Below are 19,266 nucleotides of genomic sequence, written 5' to 3' on the forward strand. Positions count from 1 at the left end.
CGGCACCCAGCTATCCAACCACCTTCACCAAGCAAAGGCCCCCCATGAACCCGATCACTACCTCCTCCCGCCGCAGCTTCTTGGGCCATGCCGCCCTGGGCCTGGCCCTGGCGCCCATGGGCAGCTTGCTGGCCAGCAGCGCGCGTGCAGCCAGCCCCAGCGGCGCGACGAGTTTTGGCCCGCTCAAGCAGATCGATGCCGGCGACCTGCGGGTGGAATATGCCGAAGCGGGCCCCGCCAACGGCCCCGTCGCCATCCTGCTGCACGGCTGGCCCTATGACATCCATGCCTTTGCCGATGTGGCACCGCGCCTGGCGGCTGCGGGCTACCGCGTCATCGTGCCCTACTTGCGCGGCTACGGCGGCACGCGTTTTCTGTCCGCCAGCACCGTACGCAATGGCCAGCAGGGCGCAGTTGCGCAGGACATCATTGCGCTGATGGATGCGCTGGGCGTGCGCCAGGCGGTACTGGGCGCCTTTGACTGGGGTGCGCGCACCGCCTGCATCATGGCGGCGATCTGGCCCGAGCGGGTCAGCGGCCTGGTGTCGGTGAGCGGCTACCTGATCGGCAACCCCCAGGCCAATGCCAAGCCCCAGGCGCCTGCTGCCGAATACGCCTGGTGGTACCAGTCCTACCTGGCCACCGACCGGGGCCGCGACGGCTATGCCGCCAACCCCGCCGCTTTCAACCGCTTTATCTGGCAGCAGGCCTCGCCCCAATGGCAGTTTGACGATGCCACCTACCAGCGCAGCGCCCAGGCCTTTGACAACCCCGACCATGTCGCCATCGTGGTGCACAACTACCGCTGGCGCATTGCCCTGGCACCGGGCGAATCGCGCTTTGATGCGCTGGAGGCCCGGCTGGCCAGCGCGCCGCGCATCGCCGTGCCCAGCATCACGATGGAGGGCGATGCCAATGGCGCGCCACACCCCGCGCCTGCTGCCTATGCCGCCAAGTTCAGCGGCCCCTACCAGCACCGCAACCTGGAGGGCGGCATTGGCCACAACCTGCCCCAAGAGGCACCCGCCGCCTTTGCCCAGGCCATGATTGACGTCACCCGCTTGTAACCCCCAACCAGCCACCAATGGAGCTGCCATGGCCTTGTACCTTGTTGCCTTTGCCGCCGGGGTGCTCAGCGTGCTGAGCCCCTGCATCCTGCCCGTTCTGCCCTTTGTCTTTGCACGCCAGGGCCAACCCAGCCGCCACGGCAGCCTGCCGCTCTTGATCGGCATGGCGCTGGCCTTTGCGGCCGCTGCATCGCTGGCCGCCGCCGCCGGTGCCTGGGCGGTACAGCTGAGCCAATTTGGCCGGGGCCTGGCGCTGCTGGCGCTGGGCGTGTTTGCCGCCTCCCTGCTGTTCCCCGGCCTGACCGCCTGGTGGAGCCGGCCGCTGGTGCAGATGGGTGTAAAGCTGGCCGCCCAGCAAACCCAGAACCGCTGGCTGCATTCCGCGCTGCTGGGCGTGGCCACGGGCCTCATCTGGTCGCCCTGCGCCGGCCCGGTGCTGGGCCTGCTGCTGTCGGGTGCTGCGCTGGCGGGGCCGGGCACCGCCACCAGCGCGCTGCTGCTGAGCTATGCGGCCGGTGCCGGCCTGGCCCTGTGGGCGGCCCTGCGCATCAGCGCCGGCACGATGGCACGCCTGCGGGCCCATTGGCTGCCAGGCGAGCGCGGCCGGCGCGCCGCAGGCGCCGCGATGCTGGCCGCCGTGCTGGCCGTTGCCACCGGGCTGGACAGCCGCCTGCTCGCACAATCAGGCGCATTGAACGGCTTGGGCAGCAATGGGCTGGAAAGCAGCCTGCTGCAAGCGGCCATGCCTTCGGCCCAAGCGGCCGAGCGGGCGGGCAGTACCGCAGCACAGCTGGATGATGGCGCCCCTTACACCAGCTCCCTGCCGGTGGAATCGACCCGCCCCAGCCTGGACGGCGGCACGCAATGGCTGAATGCTGCGCCGCAATCCATCCCCGCGCTGCGCGGCAAGGTGGTGCTGGTCAATTTCTGGACCTACTCCTGCGTCAACTGCCTGCGCACGCTGCCGTATGTCAAGGCCTGGGCGCAAAAGTATGCCGATAGCGGCCTGGTCGTGGTTGGGGTGCATGCGCCCGAGTTCGCTTTCGAGAAGGACCGCCGCAATGTCGAGAAGGCCTTGCAGCAGCTCAAGATCAGCTACCCCGTCGTGCAGGACAACGGGTTCCGCATCTGGCGCGCCTTCAACAACCAGTACTGGCCGGCCCTCTACCTGGTCGACGCGCAAGGGCGGGTGCGCCACCACCAGTTTGGCGAAGGCGGCTATGCGGCTACCGAGCGTGCGCTCAACGAGCTGCTGCGCGAAGCCCAGGCGCCATCGGCGGCAACGGCACCTGCGTCTACTGCTAACACGGTCCCCGACACCCAGGGCTTGGGCATGGCCGCCGACACCGCCAGCCTGCGCAGCCCGGAGCTCTACCTGGGCTATGACAAAGGCGGCAGCCTGCGCCTGGCAGGCCGCCCCGCCCCCGACAAGGCGGCAGACTACCAGCCCGCGTCGCTGCGCCTCAACACCTGGACCTTGCAGGGCAACTGGACCTTGATGCCCGAATTGGTGCAAGCCAATGAGGCGGGCGGGCGCTTGGCGCTGCGCTTTGAGGCCCGCGATGCCAACCTGGTGCTGGGCGCTGCCGGTGCTGGCCCGCTGCGCTTTCGCCTGACCATCGACGGCCAGCCCCCAGGCATCCACCACGGCAGCGATGTCGATGCCCAGGGCTACGGCCAGGTCGATGCCACGCGGCTCTACCAGCTGGTGCGCCAGCAGGGCCCAGTGAAGCAACGCACAGTGGAGATCGAGTTTCTGGATGCGGGTGCGCAGGGCTATGCGTTTACGTTTGGCTAGTGCTGGCCCTCGTGCAAGTGCTCCTGCTGGTGCTGGTGGGTTGGCATGGCGCGCCTGCTAGGATGCCTGTTGCCCCTCGCGGGCAACCAGCACCAACAACACCTACAGGCACGCGCGCATGGACCCCACCCTGACACAGCAGCTTTCACAACGGGAAGCCCAGCTCCAGCACCCGGAGATCCGCCACCAGCCCGAACGCGTGTCGCAGCTGCTGCACCCGGCCTTTGAAGAGACAGGCCGCTCCGGCCAGCGCTATACCCGAGAGCGGGTACTGGAGGCGCTGCGCAATGAATTGGACGCCGCCGAGATCGTGGCAGACGGCTATGCGGCTACCGAGCTGGCACCCGGCGTGGCGCTGCTCACCTACCGCAGCGCGCAGCGCGATGCGCAGGGCCTGCGCAGCAAGCACACGCTGCGCTCGTCGATCTGGTTGCTGACAGATGGCCATTGGCAGCTGCGCTACCACCAGGGCACACCAGCCCAAGATATTTGGTAGTGGATGGCTGGTTGCGCAGGCAGGGACGCACGACAGACAGCGCCCGGGGGCAATTCGCCGTACCATGGCACAGCGCCAGGGCCCGCTCACCAACATAGTCGCCAGTACCCGGCGCGTGACTCCCGCCCCATCCCGCTTTGCCCCGCCGCCACCAGGAGCCTCCATGCCGATCGAACTGTGGTTTGCCTTTGTCGCAGCATCTGCCGTGCTGCTCATCATTCCGGGACCGACGATTCTCACGGTCATCAGCTATTCGATGGCCCAGGGGCGCCGCGCCAATGTACCGCTTGTCGCAGCAGTGGCGCTAGGCGATTCGACGGCGCTGGTGGTGTCGCTGTTGGGGCTGGGGGCGCTCTTGGCGGCGTCGGCCTGGTGGTTCACCGTCGTCAAATGGGCAGGCGGGCTCTACCTGCTCTACCTGGGCATCAAGCTCTTGCGCGCTGGCATCTCGCCGTCCAAGCTGGCTGCCGCGCCTGCCTCCAGCTCGCGCTGGAAGCTGTTTGCCAATACCTACCTGGTCACGGCGCTCAACCCCAAAGGCATTGTGTTCTTCGTGGCGTTTTTGCCGCAGTTCATCAGCGCCGAGGCACCGCTTGCGCGCCAGCTCTGGATTCTGGCCCTGACCTTTGTCGTGATGGCCACCCTCAACGCCACGCTCTATGCCGCCTTTGCATCGTCTGCCAGAAAGCTGCTGTCCTCACCCAGGTCGCTGCGCTGGTTCAACATGGCGGGAGGTGGCTTGCTGTCGGCCGCCGGGGTCTGGGCGCTCTTGGCACGGCGGCCAGGCTAAGGCTCAGAGCCGGGGCTTGCGGCCGGTAGGCCGCCCTCTTGCGCTGCCCCGTTGCACCGCCCGTCCCGTTGCGGCGCCACATCAAGCCGCAGAAAACGCCGCCAGCATATGGCGCAGCAATTGCGACGCCACCGGCGACAGCGGCCGGCCGCTGCGGGTGACCACATGCAGCTGGCTGTGGTTGAGCACCGGGCTGGCCAGTGGCAGCGACACCAAGGTATCGAGCGCCACGCCTTGGAGCGGAATGGAGCGCGGCGTCATGATGTAGCCCAGGCCCATCACCGCAAAATCCCACAGAACCTTGAAGGAGTTGGTGGTCAGCATCGGCTGCAGGCGGATGTTCTCCTCCAGCTCGGCGGCCTGGATGTGCTTGCGCACGCCAAAGGATTCCTCCAGTGCCGCGCCCGGGTAAGGCGCCAGATCGGCCAGGCTCAGCGGGCCCTGGTGGCTGGCCAGCGGATGGCCCTTGCGTACATGCACCCGCACGGGGGCCAGCCGCGCATGGTGGGAGCGCAGGCGCGCATCGTTGGGTGGCTGGAACACGATGCCGATATGCGCGCGGTCCTCCAGAATGCACTGCACGGCCTCTTCGGTGCCCGCCACCTTGATGTGGTAGCGCACATCGCCATGGGCTTTGATAAATGGCTGCAGCACCGGCGCCATCACCATATCCAGCGTACCCTCGCCCAGCACCAGGTCCAGATGGCCGGATTGGGCGTTCTTGAGGCTGTTGACCTCGGCGACAAAGGTGTCGTGCAGATCCTGCTGGCGGCGGGCAAACAGCGCCAGCATGCGCCCGGCATCGGTCACCACCACGCCCCGGCCGCGCCGCTCCAGCAGCACCAGGCCGGTGTCCTGCTCCAGCCGGGCGACCGTGCGGCTGACCATCGACGGGTCCACGGCCAGCACCTCAGCGGCGCCGCGCACCGAGCCGGTTTCCATGATCTGCAGCAGGCACAACGCCCGCTTGCGGTCCAGCACATCGTCCATACCCAGGTTCAACATCGCTTGCCTCCGCCCATTGTTGCGATTCTTGCAACGTTTGATTGCCGGCGTTGTCATGGACGCGACGGATGGCAGTTTCGATAATGGTTTGACTTTTTTGTGACGGCCCCACCATGAACGCACCTATCAAACCCTCCTTGCTATCTGCCGTGCAGGCTCTTGCGCCTGAGTTTGTCGGCATCCGCCACCAGATCCATGCTTTCCCCGAGCTGGCGTTTGAAGAGCTGCGCACCAGTGACCTGGTGGCCGAGCGCCTGCAGGCCTGGGGCTATGAAGTGCACCGGGGTCTGGGCAGCACCGGTGTCGTGGGCCGCCTCAAAAAAGGCCAGGGCAGCCGCAGCCTGGGCATTCGTGCCGACATGGATGCGCTGCCAATCCAGGAAAAAACCGGCCTGCCCTATGCCAGCACCCTGAGCGGCAAGATGCATGCCTGCGGCCACGATGGCCACACGGCCATCTTGCTGTGCGCGGCGCGCTACCTGGCCGAATCGGTGGACTACAGCGGCACCCTGAACCTGATTTTTCAGCCAGCGGAAGAGAACGAAGGCGGCGCCTTGCGCATGGTCGATGACGGCCTGTTCGAGCAGTTCCCCTGCGATGAAATCTATGCGCTGCACAACACGCCGGGCCTGCCGGTGGGCCAGATCGGCATGATCACCGGCCCGGCCATGGCATCGTTTGACCGTGCCACCGTCACCCTGACCGGGCGCTCGGCGCACGGCGCCATGCCCCACCATGGCATCGATGTGATGCAGGCGGCTGCCAGCATCGTGCTGGGCCTGCAGTCGCTGGTCAGCCGCGAGGTCGATGCGCTCAAATCGGCCGTCATCACCGTGGGCTCGATCCAGGCGGGCGCCACCTACAACATCGTGCCCGAGAGCGCGACGATCAAGATCGGCATCCGCGCGCTCAACCCCGAGGTGCGCAACCAGATTGAAACCCGGCTGCGCGACTTTGTCAGCGCCCAGGCGCAGAGCTACCAGCTCCAGGCCGATCTGCTGTACGAGCGCAAATACCCGGTGCTGGTCAACCATGCCGCGCAGACCGAGCGTGCCCGCGAAGTGGCCGCCAAACTGCTAGGCGCCGACAACGTGGTCACGCGCGGCCCGGTCATGGGCAGCGAGGACTTTGCCTACATGCTGGAGCACCGCCCCGGCGCCTATGTGCGGCTGGGCAATGGCCTGGGGCAGGACGGCGGCTGCATGGTGCACAACCCGCTGTATGACTTCAATGACAAGGCCCTGCCCATCGGCGCGGCCTTCTGGGCCAGCCTGGCACACAGCTATCTGCAATAACCCCCACCTAGCGAGAGCACCATGACCGCAACCCATCGCCGCCAGTTCCTTCAATACGCCAGCCTGCTGGCAGGCGCCCCGTGGCTGGCCACACAACCGGCCTGGGCCGCCGATGGCTACCCCAGCAAGCCCTTGTCGCTGGTGGTGCCCTACCCAGCAGGCGGCGCCAGCGATACCGCCGCCCGCATCTTTGGCGAATCCATTGGCAAGACGCTCAAGCAGCAGGTCGTGGTCGAGAACTACGGCGGCGGCACCGGCCTCATCGGCGCCAACAAGGTCTTGAGCGCGCAGGCCGATGCCTATACGTTCTTCCATGGCTCGATCAACGAGGTGTTTCTGGCGCCCATGCTCAACCCCTCGGCCCGCTACGCACCCAAGGATTTCAGCCTGGTCGCGCCGATCAGCGAAGCGCATATCGTGCTGCTGGCCCGCAATGGCCTGCAGGCCGACTCCCTGGACAAGGTGATTGCGCTGGCCAAGCAAAGCAGCGCCAAGCCGCTCACCTACGCCACCGTGGGCATTGATTCCATCTACCACCTGATGGGCGAGGCCTTGGCCACACGCGTGGGCGCGCCCTTGCTGCATGTGCCCTACAAGGGCGGCGCCCCCGCCTTGCAAGGCGTGGCTGGTGGCGAGGTGGACCTGGCGATCCTGCCTTACCAGACCAGCTTTGATGCGATGCAGGCCCAGGGCCGGCTCAAGGTGGTCACCAGCTTCTCCAAGGAGCTGCCCACCCCCCTGGCCCATATCCCGCTGATCAGCCAAAGCCAGCAGTTGCCTGACTTTGCCTACACCATCAGTGGCGGCTACTTTGTCAAGCAAGGCTGCCCGGCCGAGCGGGTCAGCCTGTTGCGCAATGCCATTGGCGCGGCGCTGCAAAACCCCGAGATCCGTGCCCGCCTGGAGGCCGAAGGCCGCACCGTTGCCCAGCCCACCGGCAGCCAGGCTGCTGCCAACCAGGCCTTTGACCAGTACATGCTGCGCGTGGGTGAGCTGATCCGCACGGTGGGCCGCAAGCCGGTGGCCTAAGAGTCTGTTCAAAGACGCAATCTGCCTTTGACGCCAGCCCTCTCGTAGGGCTGGCCTGCTTCGCCGGCCCTCCAAATCGCCGTTAAGCCCGCCCCGCCGCACCAAAGCGCTTCTTCATGCTGTCACGCGCTCGGCAAGCTGCGGCTTTTCGCTATCAAAATTAGTACATAATATTGCACGGTCAACAATCAGTTGCGCCCAGTGCATGCTAAACAGCAATGCATCCGGTAACGATTGACACCAACTAGCGGCGCGTGCAACCTGCTGATTCGACGCCGCTGTTTATGGAAAATCCGGCTGCCGCACAGGCAACCACTGCAGCATTTATCAATTTGACAGGTTGATAGCATTTAGCATTAGATTGGTGAATTTCTGCTTGAAATTCTCTAGCTTTCAAGAAGCTGACATTTGTTGAATTTATGATTATCAGCTAGTCATAGTTTTGACATATGATCTCGATTCCTCTGGAGGGAGGTAGAAGTAGAAGAAAAGGAAAACGACCTTGGAGCCCGCAGTCATGCGGGCTCTTTTTTTTGTCAATTGCTGACGATTGCGCCATGCGTTAGCCCATTGAGCCGCGATAGCCGTCCTAGAATTTGACCATCGCTTTCGCCGAGTTCATGCGTACCCTCCCTCCCTCTCTTGATTTGCATGGACACCCTGTTTTTCAGGATCGGCTTTCTTCTTGAATGCACTGCCGCCCCACTGGGGCGGCATTTTTTTGGGCTACGCAGTTGCCAAGCGCAATGGCGAGTCTTTGTGCTGCATCAACAAATCAGCATCGCGCAATCTCGCCACCAACAGGTGCTTGCACCTGCCGCAAGCGGGCCGCGGGGAAGCCATGCGGTTTGGCTGGGCTTGCGCAAGCTTGCACTTGCAGTGCAGGCTCGCACCCACAGCGGCCCGTGCAGATCAGCGCTGGCTGCGCCTACGGTGCACCGCCACCAAGCCCAGAGCCACCAACAGACCGCTGATCAGTGATTGGCTCCACAGTGAAAGCGTTGGCACCGGGGTTGCTGCAACAGGAACTGGATCTGGATCGGGCGCTGGCACACCAATGGTCACGCTGGCATTTGCCGTGCTGGAGCCGCCTGTGCCTTGCACTGCAAATACGCTGTCCTGGCTAGCAGTGCCGCTGACTTGGCAGACCACTGACTGCCCCTCAGGAATCACACCGGGAGAGGACCAGGCAGCACCATGGAGGGTGCAGGCGCCGACCTGCACGCCTTCGGGCAAACCGGTCACGGTGCAGGCAGCATCGGCCATGTCCGCCGTGCCGCTGTTCGTGCATTGGAAGCTACCGCTATAGGCGCTGCCTACCGTGCCCGACAGGGGCAGCCCACCCAAGTCGATCGCCACATCCGGAGCGGTGGTGAACAACAAAGTCGCAGTGTTGTTGGCGGTGACCGTCTCGCCATTGGGAGCGGCGTCAACCACGGCCGAGCTCGAAGCCGGTGCAGCGCCAACGGCGCGCTGCAATGCTACGCTATAGCGTGCCTGGCCATTTAGCGCAGCCAATGGGCCTACGGTACACGCAAAGCCATTTTGCGGTGCAGCCAGTGCTGCGCAAGCGCTTGGCAACTGCTGGGCCGAATAGCCCGAAGGTAGTGTCACCGTCACTGTCGTATTCGCGGTGCTGGCCGTCGCACCCAGGTTCTTCACGTCCAGGGTATAGGCTTGCGGCACAGCGCCCAGCGCCGCTGGGCCGTCAAAGCTGACGGCCAAATCGACATCCGGCACCGCCTGCTTGCAAGCACCATCCTCATCCAACGCCGCCTTCGCAAACGCATCAATGATCCGATTTGCGCGTGCCTGGTTAGCACCGCTGTCTGTACCAAATGGTGATGCATCGGCCGTGAGGAAAGTGCAGCTGCCACCGTTCATCGCGGTCTTCGGCGCGAAAAAGCCGTAAGCCGAGGTACGTGCAGCGGCCACCGGAATGCTGGCCCCCTGAGGTAGATACAGCGCATTGGCTGTTGGAACGTTCTGAATCGTGCGATAGGCGGAGCCCTGGAGCGGGTTCAAGCCGTTAAAGCTTGCCTGGTAGGGCGACGCTGTGTTGAGCGGCGAGGCAATGGCGCCGCCAGTCTGCGTAGAAGCAATGCTGATACCCCAGTTAGTCGCGTCATTCAGAATGGACGCAATCGGGGCAAGATTGCGATCCGCTTGGCAACAGCCATCCGCAAATATCACAAAAGCCGTGTCTGGACGGGTGGTGATTGCGGTCTTGAGCACATCGATCTGGTTGAGATTCAGCGGCTCAAATACCGTCGTCACCACAACCAGTTTCTTGCCGTCAAATATCGCCGGATCCAGCGGGGTAGCCCTGGATAGCCAACCACGGCCATCTACCCAGCCAGTGCCAGCCGGGCCAAAGCGGTTGGTCAATCCACCGGCGGTGAACGTCAAAATGCCGTAGTTATCGGGAGTGGCGTTATCAGGTGTGAGGTAGAGCACATCCTGCGCCAAAACGGTGCCTGGCAGCACAGCAACAAACGCCAGCATGGCAGCGGCAATAGCGCGCCTCGCCGCACCACATCGCTTAAACAACTCTTCAAATAGATGCATACATTTTCCAATGGGTAAGATTCGCGCAAGAATTGTCACAGCAATAACAATTCACTTACCCTTGGAAACCTAAAATCAGACTTTTCAGCGCCGAAATGTTGCTAAATTTATACAAATCAACGCGTGCATTTCAAACAACCGCTGCCCTTGAGGGAGTAGAAGCAGAAAATTAGGCGTGCCTAGCAAAAAAACACGCAAAATTCAGTACGAATTTTCTGTTTCTCTTCTGCAAAGAAATAAAAATGTCAATTGGCACTCACTTACATTGACAACCCGCTTTGGTAGCGAGCCAGATTCAATGGCTCCTTTCATTTGCCAAATGAGCTAGCCGTTACCTCCATGCATGGACAACAGCTCAGACCAGCGCCGTCGACAGCCCCTGCCGGGTGTGCACTGGCAGCTGCCACTGCCCGCCATCGTGCTCAGCCACCACCTCGATGCGCGGCGCCTCGCTGGTCACGCCACCAAAGATGGTCGCAAACGCTGCGTCGGCGGCATCCCGGCCGGTCGCGAGCCGCATCATGCCCATGGGAATGGCGGTGCCCGAAGGGTCAAACAGGTACCAGCGCCCGCCCAGGTAAACCTCCACATAGGCATGGAAATCCGGTGGTCCCAGGGCGGGGTCGGCGCCATAGTCAGTGCCTGTCACAAAGCGGGCCGGCAGGTTGATGGCGCGGCACATGGCGATCATCAGGTGCGCAAAATCGCGGCAAACGCCGACGCACTCGACCAAGGTATCGACAGCCGAGGTGGTGCCGCTGCTGCTGTTGGAGCGGAACTTCACATGCTGCTGCACCCAGTCGCACACGGCCTGGGCACGCGCATAACCGGGGGCCTGTTGCCCAAACAAATCGTAGGCATAGGCGGCAAGCCGGTCGGACTGGCAGTAGCGGCTGGGGTAGATATAGCGCAGCGCTTCCAGCGGCAACTGGTAGAGCGGCACCTCGGCAATGCTCTCGGGGTCGTCGCAGTAGTGGCGCATCTCGACGGTGGCCTGGTAGTTGAGCTGGAGCGGGCCGGTTTGCGCTTGCAGCCGCAGGCTGCGCTGGCCATCGGCATCTTGCTGCAACTGCCAGGTGGCACCGGCCTGGTTGACGCTCAGGTGCTCCTGCACCACCGACTGCTGCGGGGTGAAGGCGGGGTGGAAGTTGAAGAAAAAGTCGGCGCTGGGGGTCAGCACCGTATAGGCAAGCTCCAAAGAGAACTGCAGTCGAATCATGGCGTGGGCTTCTGGGCCATCGTTGAGGAAGATTCCTGGCTGGTGGCAGACCCAGCCCGCATCCATTGGCAAACGGCTGCGCTGCAACCAGTGTGCGGCCAGATGCAGACGCCGTCTGTCAGGCAAACGCCCTGCTCCCTTGTGGTCCCCCACTACCTGGCTGCAAGGCGGGGGTGACAGACCTGCACAGGCCCGTCGTACCAGCGCTGCTGCGCTTGTCCTACGGCCCGGGCGCGGTCAGCGCCGCACCATGGAGGCACCAGGACCCAAGTCCTCCACCGAACCCAGGAGCACAGCATGACCCATCCCCATGACCCCAAACTCAACCCCGATCCGATCACCGATGAGCCCGGCGCCCACCCCATTGGCACGGGCATTGGCGCCGCTGGTGGCGCGCTGACCGGCGCGGCCGCAGGCTCGGTCGCAGGGCCCGTCGGCACCGCCGTGGGCGGTGTCGTTGGCGCCGTGATTGGCGGCCTGGCCGGCAAGGGCGCTGCCGAAGCCGTCAACCCCACCGCTGAAGATGCCTACTGGTCGGACGCCTACCAGCGCGAGCCCTACTTTGCCGACGGCTATACCTATGACGACTACGCGCCCGCCTACCGCGCCGGTTACCAGTCGGTGCGCGATGGCCTGGTCGATTGGGACGATGCGCGCAGCGACTGGGAACGCCGCTGGCAGGCAGAGCGTGCGCAAAGCCGCCTGGGCTGGCCAGAGGCTGAGCCCGCCGTAAAGGCCGCTTGGGAACGCGCCAACCGCGCTTACAAGCAGACCAACCAGGGCTAAAACAGACTGCCTTTGAGACAATAACGCCGCGTCAGGTCATTGCCTGGCGCGGCGTTCTGCGTTCAGTAGGCGAGGGCCGCTGCCAGCAGCCCCGAGGCAGCGGCAGCCAGGGCCAAGCGACGCGCGCGCTCGGGCGCATAGGTCAGCACCAGGCCCCAGGCCATCGCCGCCAACGTCAACAGGCCCAGCCAAGCAGCGATGCCGACCGAGGCGTTCCAGCGCTGCAAGCAGGCCAGCAGCGATAGCAAAAGCAAGGCGCTGCCGCCCGCTTGCCAGCCATGGCGCTTTGTGGTGGCGAGCGCGGCGGTAGCCAGTTGTTCCTCATGGCGGTCCATGGCGGCCGCCAGCGCCGCAAAACCGGCAAAGGCCCACAGCAGACTTGCGATAGCGATCATCGTTGCTGCTCCATCGCGCTGGCTACAGCTGCATGCGGCGCCAGCAAACCGGCATCAGCGGCTGCAGGCTTGGCAGCGGCTGCGGGTTTGCGCGCAGCGGGCGTCGCAGTTTGCCTGCTGCGTGCCAGCCACCACACGACCCAGCCATGCAAGGCCGCCAACGCCAGCATCATCAAATCAAAACCGGCAATGCTCCACTGCGCATTAGCGATGCTCTGTGGCAGCCATGCACCGCCGCTCAGGCCATTGAGCAGCGGCAACAAGGCCAGCAGCACGGTGGCCAGCAGCATCTGCTCGCGCCAGGCCTGGCGGTGCGGGCGCAGCAGGGGGTGCAGCAGGCACAGCGCCCACACCGTAAAGAAGCCGCGAATCTCCCAATCACTGCGGCCAACCAGATCGGCAGGCAGCAAGCGGTTGAACCAGAAGAACGAGGCGGTAGCGACCGACAGGCCGGCGATCGCACCCACATTGAGCACCTCCACCAGGCGGTGGCCATGGGGCGTGCGGCCCAGCTTGCGCCGCTCGGGCAGGCGCTTGACGACCCAGAGCACCATGCCGGTCGCCGCCATGGTGGTGCCGACGACGCCACTCAAGAACAGCAGCCAGCGCACTAGCGGCTCAGCAAAGCGGCCCAGGTGCAGGCTGGACACCACATTGCTGGTCGCACGTGGCCAGGAGATGGCGGCCGCTTCGGGCGCCTGGCGTGGCTCGCCTGTCACGCCATCAAACAACAAGGTCGATGCCGCACCCCGGTTGACCAGGCTGGAGCCACCGCCCTCGCGCAGCTCCACCGTGGCGCGGGCGGTGTTCGGTGCGTTGACGGTGATGCTGCCCACGCCATGGGCGGGCCACTGCTGTAGCGCGGCGTCCAGCATCGGGCCTACCGGGGCCATGGCGATGGGCGTGTCGGCTGCGGCATCGGCCTGCCGGTTGGCGCGGCCGCCTTCGCGCGCAGCGTTGCCATTGGCCGCACCCGGTTGCGCCTGGCGGTTGCCGCGCAATTCCGAGAAATAGGCGTTGCTGTCGCCGTTGTAGGCCGTCTGCACGCCCCAGGGCATCAGCATATTCATCAGCAGCACCAGGCCGCTGAAGGTGATCACCAGGTGAAAAGGCAGCGCCAGCACGGCCGTGGCATTGTGCGCATCCAGCCAGGAACGCTGGCCCTTGCGCGGGCGGAAGGTGAAGAAGTCGCTGAAGATCTTCTTGTGCGTAATCACCCCGCTGATGATGGCCACCAGCATCAGCATCGTCGCAAAGCCCACAATCCAGCGGCCCCAGATACGCGGCATCGCATAGAGCTCGAAATGGAAGCGGTACAAAAAGGCGCCGCCCCGGGTCTCGCGCGGCTGCAGCTGCTCGCCGGTGCCGGCATCCAAGGTGGTGCGCTGGGTGCCGGCACGGCCAGCGGCGGCGCCGGGCTCGCGCCAAGAGGCCTCAATCGCCGTCTGGCGCTCGTTGGGCAGGGACAAGGTCCAGGTCGTGGCCTTGGGCGCAATCGCTTGCATGGCATCGAGCCCGCGCTGGGCGGTGCCCGCATCGGGCACGGACTGGTGCAGCTCGGGCCGCATCCAGTCGGTGATCTCATTGCGGAAAAAGCTCAAGGTGCCGGTAAAGAACACCGCATACAGCAGCCAGCCCAGCAGCAGCCCGCTCCAGGTATGCAACCAGGACATCGACTGGCGCAGGCCCTCCGGTTTGCCGTCGACCCTCATGCCGCTGCTCCCGGTGCCAATGCCCAGGCGATCAGTGCCAATGCGCCAGTCGGCAAGGCAATGCCCAGCCAGGCGCGCAGTGCCGTTGCGCAGCCAAAGGCCCACATCGCCGCGATCGCGTAGACCACAAAGGCCAGCATCGTGGCCGCCATCGTTGCATCCACCCGGGCCATGCCCAACTCTTGAAAGCCCACGGCCCCCGCTGCGGCAGAAGCCGCTGCCAAGGCATAACCGCCGCCGATGGCGGCGATGGCCCGCGACGCGACACGCGTGCGGTAGCCCAGCAGGCTGGGTGCTGGTGGGGGGTTGGGGACTGTTTGCATCTTGACCATCCTGTGAGCAGGGCCCGCCACTGCGGCATGGCCCGGGGCGCCAGAGCATGCCTGTCATACCGCAGGCCTGGCAGCGCCGCGCGGTATTTTAAATGAGAATGAGTCTTGATAAATATTTGAACACCGATAATGCTGCGGCCCAGCGCCATGAGAGCCGCAATGGAGGAGCCAGCGCAATGCCTACGCTGCAAACGGCCCCGTCAAAAACGGCCCCGAAGGGCCGTTTGAAACCAACGCGGGGCCAGCCGGGCGGCTCAACCCCGCCGGCGCTGCAGCAGCACCCCCAGCGCCGCCAGCAGCGCAAAGCCCGCGCCGCAGACAAAGGTGCCCTGGTAGCCAATGGCGTCCCAGAGCAGCCCGGCAATCACGCTGGCCAGCAGCAAGGCCACACCGGTGAGCAAATGGAAAATGCCAAACGCCGTGCCACGCAGCTCGGCCGGCGCGCTGTCGGCAATCATCGCGTTGAACAGGCCCTGGCTAAAACCCATGTGCAGGCCCCACAGCGCCACGCCCAGCCCCAGGCCCAGCACACCTGGCACAAAGGCCAGCACCAGATCGGCGGCCACCAGCAAGCCCAGGCCGGCGAGCAGCACATCCTGCCGGGGGCGGCGGTCCGACAGAACCCCGGCCGGATAGGCCGACAGCGCGTAGGCCAGGCCCATGACGACCAGCACCGCAGGCGCCCACATCGGAGGCAGGCCAGCCGACTGCGCGCGCAGAATTAAAAACGCCTCGCTGAACCGCGCCAAGGTGAACACCAGGCCCAGGCCCACGACCATCCAGTAAGCCCGGGGCAAACGCTGCAGTTCGCTCTTGCGCAAGGGCAGCTGGCGCGGCTGTTTGGCGACAGGAGATGCGGGCTCCTTCACAAAAAACACCAGCACCGCCACCGCCGCAAATGCCGGCAGCACCGCCAGCCAGAACACCAGCTGGTAGTTGTCCGCCGTCCACCACATCAGGCCGATGGCCAGCAAGGGGCCGGTAAAGGCACCGATGGTGTCCAGGGTCTGGCGCAGGCCGTAGGCGGTGCCGCGCAAATGCGGCGGGGTCACATCGGCCACCAGCGCATCACGGGGCGCGCCGCGAATGCCTTTGCCCACCCGGTCCACAAAGCGCGCGCCCACCAGCCATTCCAGGCCGCCCGCCAGCGGAAACACCGGCTTGGTCAGTGCGCCCAGGCCATAGCCCAGCACGGCCAGCAGCTTGCGTTTGCCAAAACGGTCGCTGATCGCGCCGGAGAACACCTTGACGATGGAGGCCGTGGCCTCGGCAATGCCCTCGATCAGGCCCACCGCCAGCACCGAGGTGCCCAGTACTGCCACCATGTAGATCGGCAAGAGCGCATGCACCATCTCGGACGAGATATCCATCAGCATCGAGACAAAGCCCAGCGCCCAGACGCTGCGCGGCACTGCGCGTGCGCCGCGCTGCAACGCGCTGTCGCCTGCGGGTTGTTGGGGTTCAACGGTTTTCGTCATGCGCGTCGTACACCCGTTGGGCGTAGGCCTCCAGCAAGGATTCGCAGTGCTGCAGGCGCTCGGCCGCCGTCACTGCCAGTGGCGCGTCGTAGAAGTCCAGCTTGCGGATCTTCTCGTACCAGGCCTGCAGTTTTTTCAGGTCGGTCTCTTCTTCATCCAGCTCGGCATAAGTGAACTTCTCGATCGCGATCTCCTTGGCGATCTCGGCCTCGAAATCCTGGCAGCGGCCCAGCAGTTCGCGGTACTGGTCGTCGCGGTCGGCCTTGAAGCGGGTGATGACCTTGTCCTCCTGCAGCCGGTCGAGCGCAATGGTCTCCAGCAGCACGCAATCCCCGTCCATCGCGGCAATGTCGTTCTCCAGCACCTTGAGCCGGCGCACATGGTCATCGGTCTTGGGCAGCAAGCACACACCGTTTTGCAGGTACACGGCCCCCAGAGCCTTGAGGCGCCGCCACAGCGCCATGCGTTTGGCCGTGGGCTCAGCCGGGACTTTATAGGTCAGCAGCAACCATTTAACAGCATCCATCGCTCATCCATTTTTGTGACGACCGTTTCATTTTAAAGTTAACGAACAACTTTCAACAGCTGTATCAGATGAATTTTTTAATGACCCTGAACCCAGACCTGCCCTCGCTACGGGCGTAAAAAAGCCCCGCAGGCGGGGCTGGCTGGGCGCAGCAAGGGGCGTTAGGTATCGGATTCGGGTGCCAGATGGCAGGGCCCCACCGAGAGGCAATCGTCTTCAAAAGAGGCTACCGCCTCGTCCAAGGCCTGCGTAATACGCTCGGCCACCTCGTCACTGGCGACCAGTTCACTGTCGGCATCAAAAATGGCTGCCGCATCGGTAATGCCTGCCAGATAAGCCATCTTGAACAGCTTGATCTGGTCGGGGGTGACCACGGTGATTTGCAATTCCGACAAAGACTTTGCACGGGATCTCATACGGCCTCCTCTTCGGGCGCATCGCAATGAAAAATCAGGTCTGCAACACACAACCCTCCGACCGGTCGCGTGTTGTCATCCTGCGGCTGTCACAAACATAGCATAGGAGTACCGGCTTGTTTCATATGCAGCACCCAAGAACAGTCACTTGCGGCAATGGCTGACAACAGACCCGCCCTCCCCAGCCAAACATGGAGCACCTGCCATAGAGACATTCCCGATGTCCAGCCTCTGCTCCCAGCGACGCTGGCCATGCCGGCCCGCTTGTTGCCCAAGAAGGCGGCGCCGGGCCCAAGCACAATTGGCGGGCACCCGCTCCCGATGCAGGCCAGGCTTTCGGCAGGTGTCGGCAATTGCTGGCACTGCAGAGCGCCAAGCGGAAGCGGTTCGGGCTCCAGCTAAGCGGCCTCGCTGGCGTTTCCATCCTTGCGCTGCGCTTGGGCTTTGCGCAGCTGCCGCAGCTCCTCCAAACCATCAGCCCGGCTTACCACTGGGGCATAACCCAGGCTGTTGCGGGCCTTGTCGATATTCAGACTTACCTCGACGGCCGAGGTGGCCAGCGCCTGCCGCGTCACCGGTGGCTGCCAACGCCCGCCCAACCACGGCGCAATACCTTCGCAGACCGAGGCCAACCTATACACCAACCACCGAGGCACCGACTTGCCAGACGCGCACCGCCCTTGGGTGGCCAGGAGGTCGCTGATGAACGTCCGAAATTCGACCACATCCGCATCGGCAATGAAATAGCACTGCCCGGCCTCGCCCGCCAGCAATGCCCGCTCTATGCCATGCACCAGGTTCCCAATGTGGGTGGTCGAGGTACGGTACCGCCCCGTACCAACCCAGGCAAACTTGCCGGCGTCGACCGCTTGCAGCAGCTGCGGCAGGGCTGTCGTGTCATCCCGCCCCCAGACAAAGCGCGGGCGCAGCACACAAACATGCAAGCCCCGCTGCGCTGCGGCCAAGGCGATCTGTTCCGCCTCTATCTTGCTGGCCGAATAGCCCCCGGCAGGCCGCAGAGGATAGGGATGGCTTTCGTCGGCATGGACCAGCGCCCGGCCATCGAGCAACACCGACTCCGTGCTGATGTGCACCACACGCGCGACCTGTGCCTGGGCTGCGGCAGCCAGCACCCGACGAGTCCCTTCGACATTGACGAGATGCTGGCTCCGGCTCGCCAGGCCATGCCGGGTGTCCGCCGCTGCATGCACCAGCGCGTCGCAGCCTTGCATGGCCAGTGGCAGTTGCGCAGAAAACAGGTCTGCCTCGACAGGCTTGGCACCCAGCGCATGCAAGCATTGACCCGCCTGGGCACTGCGCGCCAACGCGTGTACCTCAACGCCTTGCGCTACAAAATGCCGCACGACATTGCGGCCCACATAGCCGCTGCCACCGGTGATAAAAAGCCTGCGCAGGCGCGGTTCAGACATGGCGTGCGAAGCTGTCAAAGGAAGTGAAGAATCAAACATGGGCTGGCAATGAGCAATGAAAAGGGGGCGGCCACAGGCTGCGCATGCAGCCCGTCGGGCTCGTCGAGAAGGGAGCGCCGGCGCGACCCGCGCTAGCGACGCCAGGAGACCTATGGGAGTTAGTCCGCCGCAGCTACCGGTGCGGCTGCAGAAGCAGCGCCCAACAGCGCTTCGATGTCCGCAAGCAGGCGCTGTCTGTCAGCGGCAGCGAAGGAGTGGAAGTCCAGGCTTTCCAGAAGCTTCAAGCCCTCGAGCGCCAAATAGGCCACCAGGGCCGCGCGCGGCTGGGCGGCGTCGGCCTGCAGGGCCGCGATGACCATGGCCTGGTTGGCCTGCATCAGCGCGCGCAGCTCCCCATCCTGCGCCAGGGCCGCGCACAGATTCAAGGCCACGGCGCGCTGAGGTGGCGGAAGCGGATGGGCCGCTGCCGCAATGCGCCCCCGCACCGTCTGAGCGTCGCCACCATTGAACTGCCGGGCGGCGGCCTGGTTGAATGCGTTATCACGCTCCAGGGCCCTGTGGACCAGGGCCTTGATCAGACCCTGTTTGGTCTTGTGGTCGTAGGTGACGCTGGCCTTGCTGACACCCGCCTGGGCCGCAACCCCATCGAGCGTAAGCTTGGCCGCACCGTCTCGCGCGATGACCGCTTCGGCGGCATCCAGCAGTTGATCTTGGTCGATGACTCTTGAGCGTCCCATGGCAGCAATATTTATTTCCGACCGGATGGATATTAATTATACAGACGCAAGCTGTCAAGCCAGCATCTGCTGCCTGCGGCAGTGCAAAGGCTTTTCATTGCCTCCATCACCCAGCCGAAATGCGGATCGGCACAAGCCAAGGGCAAGGTCCCCGCCCAGCCAGGGCGGTCGCCTGCATGGCCCTTGC

At 64.5% G+C, this 19,266-nt stretch carries 18 protein-coding genes; 7 read left to right on the forward strand and 11 right to left on the reverse strand.

Translation table 11 applies throughout. The annotated features are described in order from the left end of the window. The first annotated feature begins 44 nt into the window (after nt 1-44). The 4 genes from WH367_RS22370 to WH367_RS22385 all read left to right on the forward strand — a co-directional run bounded on the left by WH367_RS22370 (nt 45) and on the right by WH367_RS22385 (nt 4,151). Nucleotides 45-1,067 (forward strand): alpha/beta fold hydrolase, encoded by a 1,023-nt coding sequence (locus WH367_RS22370; RefSeq protein ID WP_339537730.1) that lies wholly within the window; start codon nt 45-47, stop codon nt 1,065-1,067. Between the two features lie 28 nt (nt 1,068-1,095). Then, complete coding sequence (locus tag WH367_RS22375) at nt 1,096-2,865, forward strand: cytochrome c biogenesis protein DipZ (RefSeq protein WP_339537731.1); 1,770 nt, start codon at nt 1,096-1,098, stop codon at nt 2,863-2,865. 118 nt (nt 2,866-2,983) lie between these two features. Then, on the forward strand, nt 2,984-3,361 hold the full coding sequence (locus tag WH367_RS22380; protein WP_339537732.1) for a nuclear transport factor 2 family protein: 378 nt from the start codon (nt 2,984-2,986) through the stop codon (nt 3,359-3,361). Nucleotides 3,362-3,524: 163 nt separating this feature from the next. Beyond that, nucleotides 3,525-4,151, forward strand: a complete 627-nt coding sequence (locus tag WH367_RS22385; RefSeq protein WP_339537733.1) for a LysE family translocator — start codon at nt 3,525-3,527, stop codon at nt 4,149-4,151. 81 nt (nt 4,152-4,232) lie between these two features. Here WH367_RS22385 and WH367_RS22390 read toward each other — a convergent pair whose 3' ends face one another. Beyond that, nucleotides 4,233-5,141 carry a LysR family transcriptional regulator gene (locus WH367_RS22390; RefSeq protein ID WP_339537769.1) on the reverse strand — a complete coding sequence of 303 codons (909 nt, stop codon included), beginning with the start codon at nt 5,139-5,141 and terminating at the stop codon, nt 4,233-4,235. Nucleotides 5,142-5,269: 128 nt separating this feature from the next. On the opposite strand from WH367_RS22390, the gene WH367_RS22395 reads away from it, so the two are divergent. Continuing rightward, on the forward strand, nt 5,270-6,451 hold the full coding sequence (locus WH367_RS22395) for a M20 aminoacylase family protein (RefSeq protein ID WP_339537734.1): 1,182 nt from the start codon (nt 5,270-5,272) through the stop codon (nt 6,449-6,451). A gap of 21 nt (nt 6,452-6,472) precedes the next feature. Further along, on the forward strand, nt 6,473-7,480 hold the full coding sequence (locus WH367_RS22400) for a Bug family tripartite tricarboxylate transporter substrate binding protein (protein ID WP_339537735.1): 1,008 nt from the start codon (nt 6,473-6,475) through the stop codon (nt 7,478-7,480). A gap of 912 nt (nt 7,481-8,392) precedes the next feature. Here the strand turns inward: WH367_RS22400 and WH367_RS22405 are convergent. Then, entirely contained in the window at nt 8,393-10,048 is a 1,656-nt protein-coding gene (locus WH367_RS22405; protein WP_339519498.1) for a hypothetical protein, read from the reverse strand. A gap of 355 nt (nt 10,049-10,403) precedes the next feature. Further along, nucleotides 10,404-11,267 carry a transglutaminase-like domain-containing protein gene (locus tag WH367_RS22410; protein ID WP_027010494.1) on the reverse strand — a complete coding sequence of 288 codons (864 nt, stop codon included), beginning with the start codon at nt 11,265-11,267 and terminating at the stop codon, nt 10,404-10,406. Between the two features lie 297 nt (nt 11,268-11,564). On the opposite strand from WH367_RS22410, the gene WH367_RS22415 reads away from it, so the two are divergent. Further along, complete coding sequence (locus WH367_RS22415) at nt 11,565-12,053, forward strand: hypothetical protein (protein WP_021025210.1); 489 nt, start codon at nt 11,565-11,567, stop codon at nt 12,051-12,053. A 62-nt stretch (nt 12,054-12,115) separates the two neighbouring features. Here WH367_RS22415 and WH367_RS22420 read toward each other — a convergent pair whose 3' ends face one another. From WH367_RS22420 to WH367_RS22455, 8 genes are all read right to left on the reverse strand, one after another. Further along, on the reverse strand, nt 12,116-12,448 hold the full coding sequence (locus WH367_RS22420) for a DUF3325 family protein (RefSeq protein WP_021025211.1): 333 nt from the start codon (nt 12,446-12,448) through the stop codon (nt 12,116-12,118). Next, a complete protein-coding gene (locus WH367_RS22425) occupies nt 12,445-14,160 on the reverse strand; it encodes a PepSY-associated TM helix domain-containing protein (protein WP_339537736.1) in 1,716 nt (571 codons plus the stop codon). Before WH367_RS22425 ends, WH367_RS22420 begins: the two co-directional genes overlap by 4 nt. Next, nucleotides 14,157-14,483 (reverse strand): DUF3649 domain-containing protein, encoded by a 327-nt coding sequence (locus WH367_RS22430; RefSeq protein ID WP_339537737.1) that lies wholly within the window; start codon nt 14,481-14,483, stop codon nt 14,157-14,159. Before WH367_RS22430 ends, WH367_RS22425 begins: the two co-directional genes overlap by 4 nt. A 263-nt stretch (nt 14,484-14,746) precedes the next feature. Beyond that, a complete protein-coding gene (locus tag WH367_RS22435) occupies nt 14,747-15,970 on the reverse strand; it encodes an MFS transporter (RefSeq protein ID WP_339537738.1) in 1,224 nt (407 codons plus the stop codon). Beyond that, nucleotides 15,954-16,496, reverse strand: coding sequence for a Chromate resistance protein ChrB (locus tag WH367_RS22440; RefSeq protein ID WP_339537739.1), 543 nt, complete (start codon nt 16,494-16,496; stop codon nt 15,954-15,956). The genes WH367_RS22435 and WH367_RS22440 overlap by 17 nt, the downstream gene beginning before the upstream one ends. Nucleotides 16,497-16,657: 161 nt before the next feature. After that, a complete protein-coding gene (locus WH367_RS22445) occupies nt 16,658-16,912 on the reverse strand; it encodes a hypothetical protein (protein WP_148293016.1) in 255 nt (84 codons plus the stop codon). 398 nt (nt 16,913-17,310) lie between these two features. Next, a complete protein-coding gene (locus WH367_RS22450; RefSeq protein WP_339537740.1) occupies nt 17,311-18,342 on the reverse strand; it encodes an NAD-dependent epimerase/dehydratase family protein in 1,032 nt (343 codons plus the stop codon). A gap of 158 nt (nt 18,343-18,500) precedes the next feature. Next, the gene (locus tag WH367_RS22455) at nt 18,501-19,079 is read right to left on the reverse strand and encodes a TetR/AcrR family transcriptional regulator (protein ID WP_021025218.1); all 579 of its coding nucleotides are present in this window, start codon (nt 19,077-19,079) and stop codon (nt 18,501-18,503) included. Nucleotides 19,080-19,266 lie beyond the last annotated feature (187 nt).

This window comes from Comamonas sp. MYb21 (assembly GCF_037479395.1).
Lineage (GTDB): Bacteria > Pseudomonadota > Gammaproteobacteria > Burkholderiales > Burkholderiaceae_C > Comamonas.

What these genes read in the sequence shown, in the direction of transcription:
- WH367_RS22370 (WP_339537730.1), top strand. Translation starts at nt 45, where the DNA reads ATGAACCCGATCACTACCTCCTCCCGCCGCAGCTTCTTGGGCCATGCC.
- WH367_RS22375 (WP_339537731.1), top strand. Translation starts at nt 1,096, where the DNA reads ATGGCCTTGTACCTTGTTGCCTTTGCCGCCGGGGTGCTCAGCGTGCTG.
- WH367_RS22425 (WP_339537736.1), bottom strand. Translation starts at nt 14,160, where the DNA reads ATGAGGGTCGACGGCAAACCGGAGGGCCTGCGCCAGTCGATGTCCTGG.
- WH367_RS22385 (WP_339537733.1), top strand. Translation starts at nt 3,525, where the DNA reads ATGCCGATCGAACTGTGGTTTGCCTTTGTCGCAGCATCTGCCGTGCTG.
- WH367_RS22395 (WP_339537734.1), top strand. Translation starts at nt 5,270, where the DNA reads ATGAACGCACCTATCAAACCCTCCTTGCTATCTGCCGTGCAGGCTCTT.
- WH367_RS22440 (WP_339537739.1), bottom strand. Translation starts at nt 16,496, where the DNA reads ATGGATGCTGTTAAATGGTTGCTGCTGACCTATAAAGTCCCGGCTGAG.
- WH367_RS22430 (WP_339537737.1), bottom strand. Translation starts at nt 14,483, where the DNA reads ATGCAAACAGTCCCCAACCCCCCACCAGCACCCAGCCTGCTGGGCTAC.
- WH367_RS22390 (WP_339537769.1), bottom strand. Translation starts at nt 5,141, where the DNA reads ATGGACGATGTGCTGGACCGCAAGCGGGCGTTGTGCCTGCTGCAGATC.
- WH367_RS22400 (WP_339537735.1), top strand. Translation starts at nt 6,473, where the DNA reads ATGACCGCAACCCATCGCCGCCAGTTCCTTCAATACGCCAGCCTGCTG.
- WH367_RS22420 (WP_021025211.1), bottom strand. Translation starts at nt 12,448, where the DNA reads ATGATCGCTATCGCAAGTCTGCTGTGGGCCTTTGCCGGTTTTGCGGCG.
- WH367_RS22380 (WP_339537732.1), top strand. Translation starts at nt 2,984, where the DNA reads ATGGACCCCACCCTGACACAGCAGCTTTCACAACGGGAAGCCCAGCTC.
- WH367_RS22435 (WP_339537738.1), bottom strand. Translation starts at nt 15,970, where the DNA reads ATGACGAAAACCGTTGAACCCCAACAACCCGCAGGCGACAGCGCGTTG.
- WH367_RS22455 (WP_021025218.1), bottom strand. Translation starts at nt 19,079, where the DNA reads ATGGGACGCTCAAGAGTCATCGACCAAGATCAACTGCTGGATGCCGCC.
- WH367_RS22410 (WP_027010494.1), bottom strand. Translation starts at nt 11,267, where the DNA reads ATGATTCGACTGCAGTTCTCTTTGGAGCTTGCCTATACGGTGCTGACC.
- WH367_RS22405 (WP_339519498.1), bottom strand. Translation starts at nt 10,048, where the DNA reads ATGCATCTATTTGAAGAGTTGTTTAAGCGATGTGGTGCGGCGAGGCGC.
- WH367_RS22450 (WP_339537740.1), bottom strand. Translation starts at nt 18,342, where the DNA reads ATGTCTGAACCGCGCCTGCGCAGGCTTTTTATCACCGGTGGCAGCGGC.
- WH367_RS22415 (WP_021025210.1), top strand. Translation starts at nt 11,565, where the DNA reads ATGACCCATCCCCATGACCCCAAACTCAACCCCGATCCGATCACCGAT.
- WH367_RS22445 (WP_148293016.1), bottom strand. Translation starts at nt 16,912, where the DNA reads ATGAGATCCCGTGCAAAGTCTTTGTCGGAATTGCAAATCACCGTGGTC.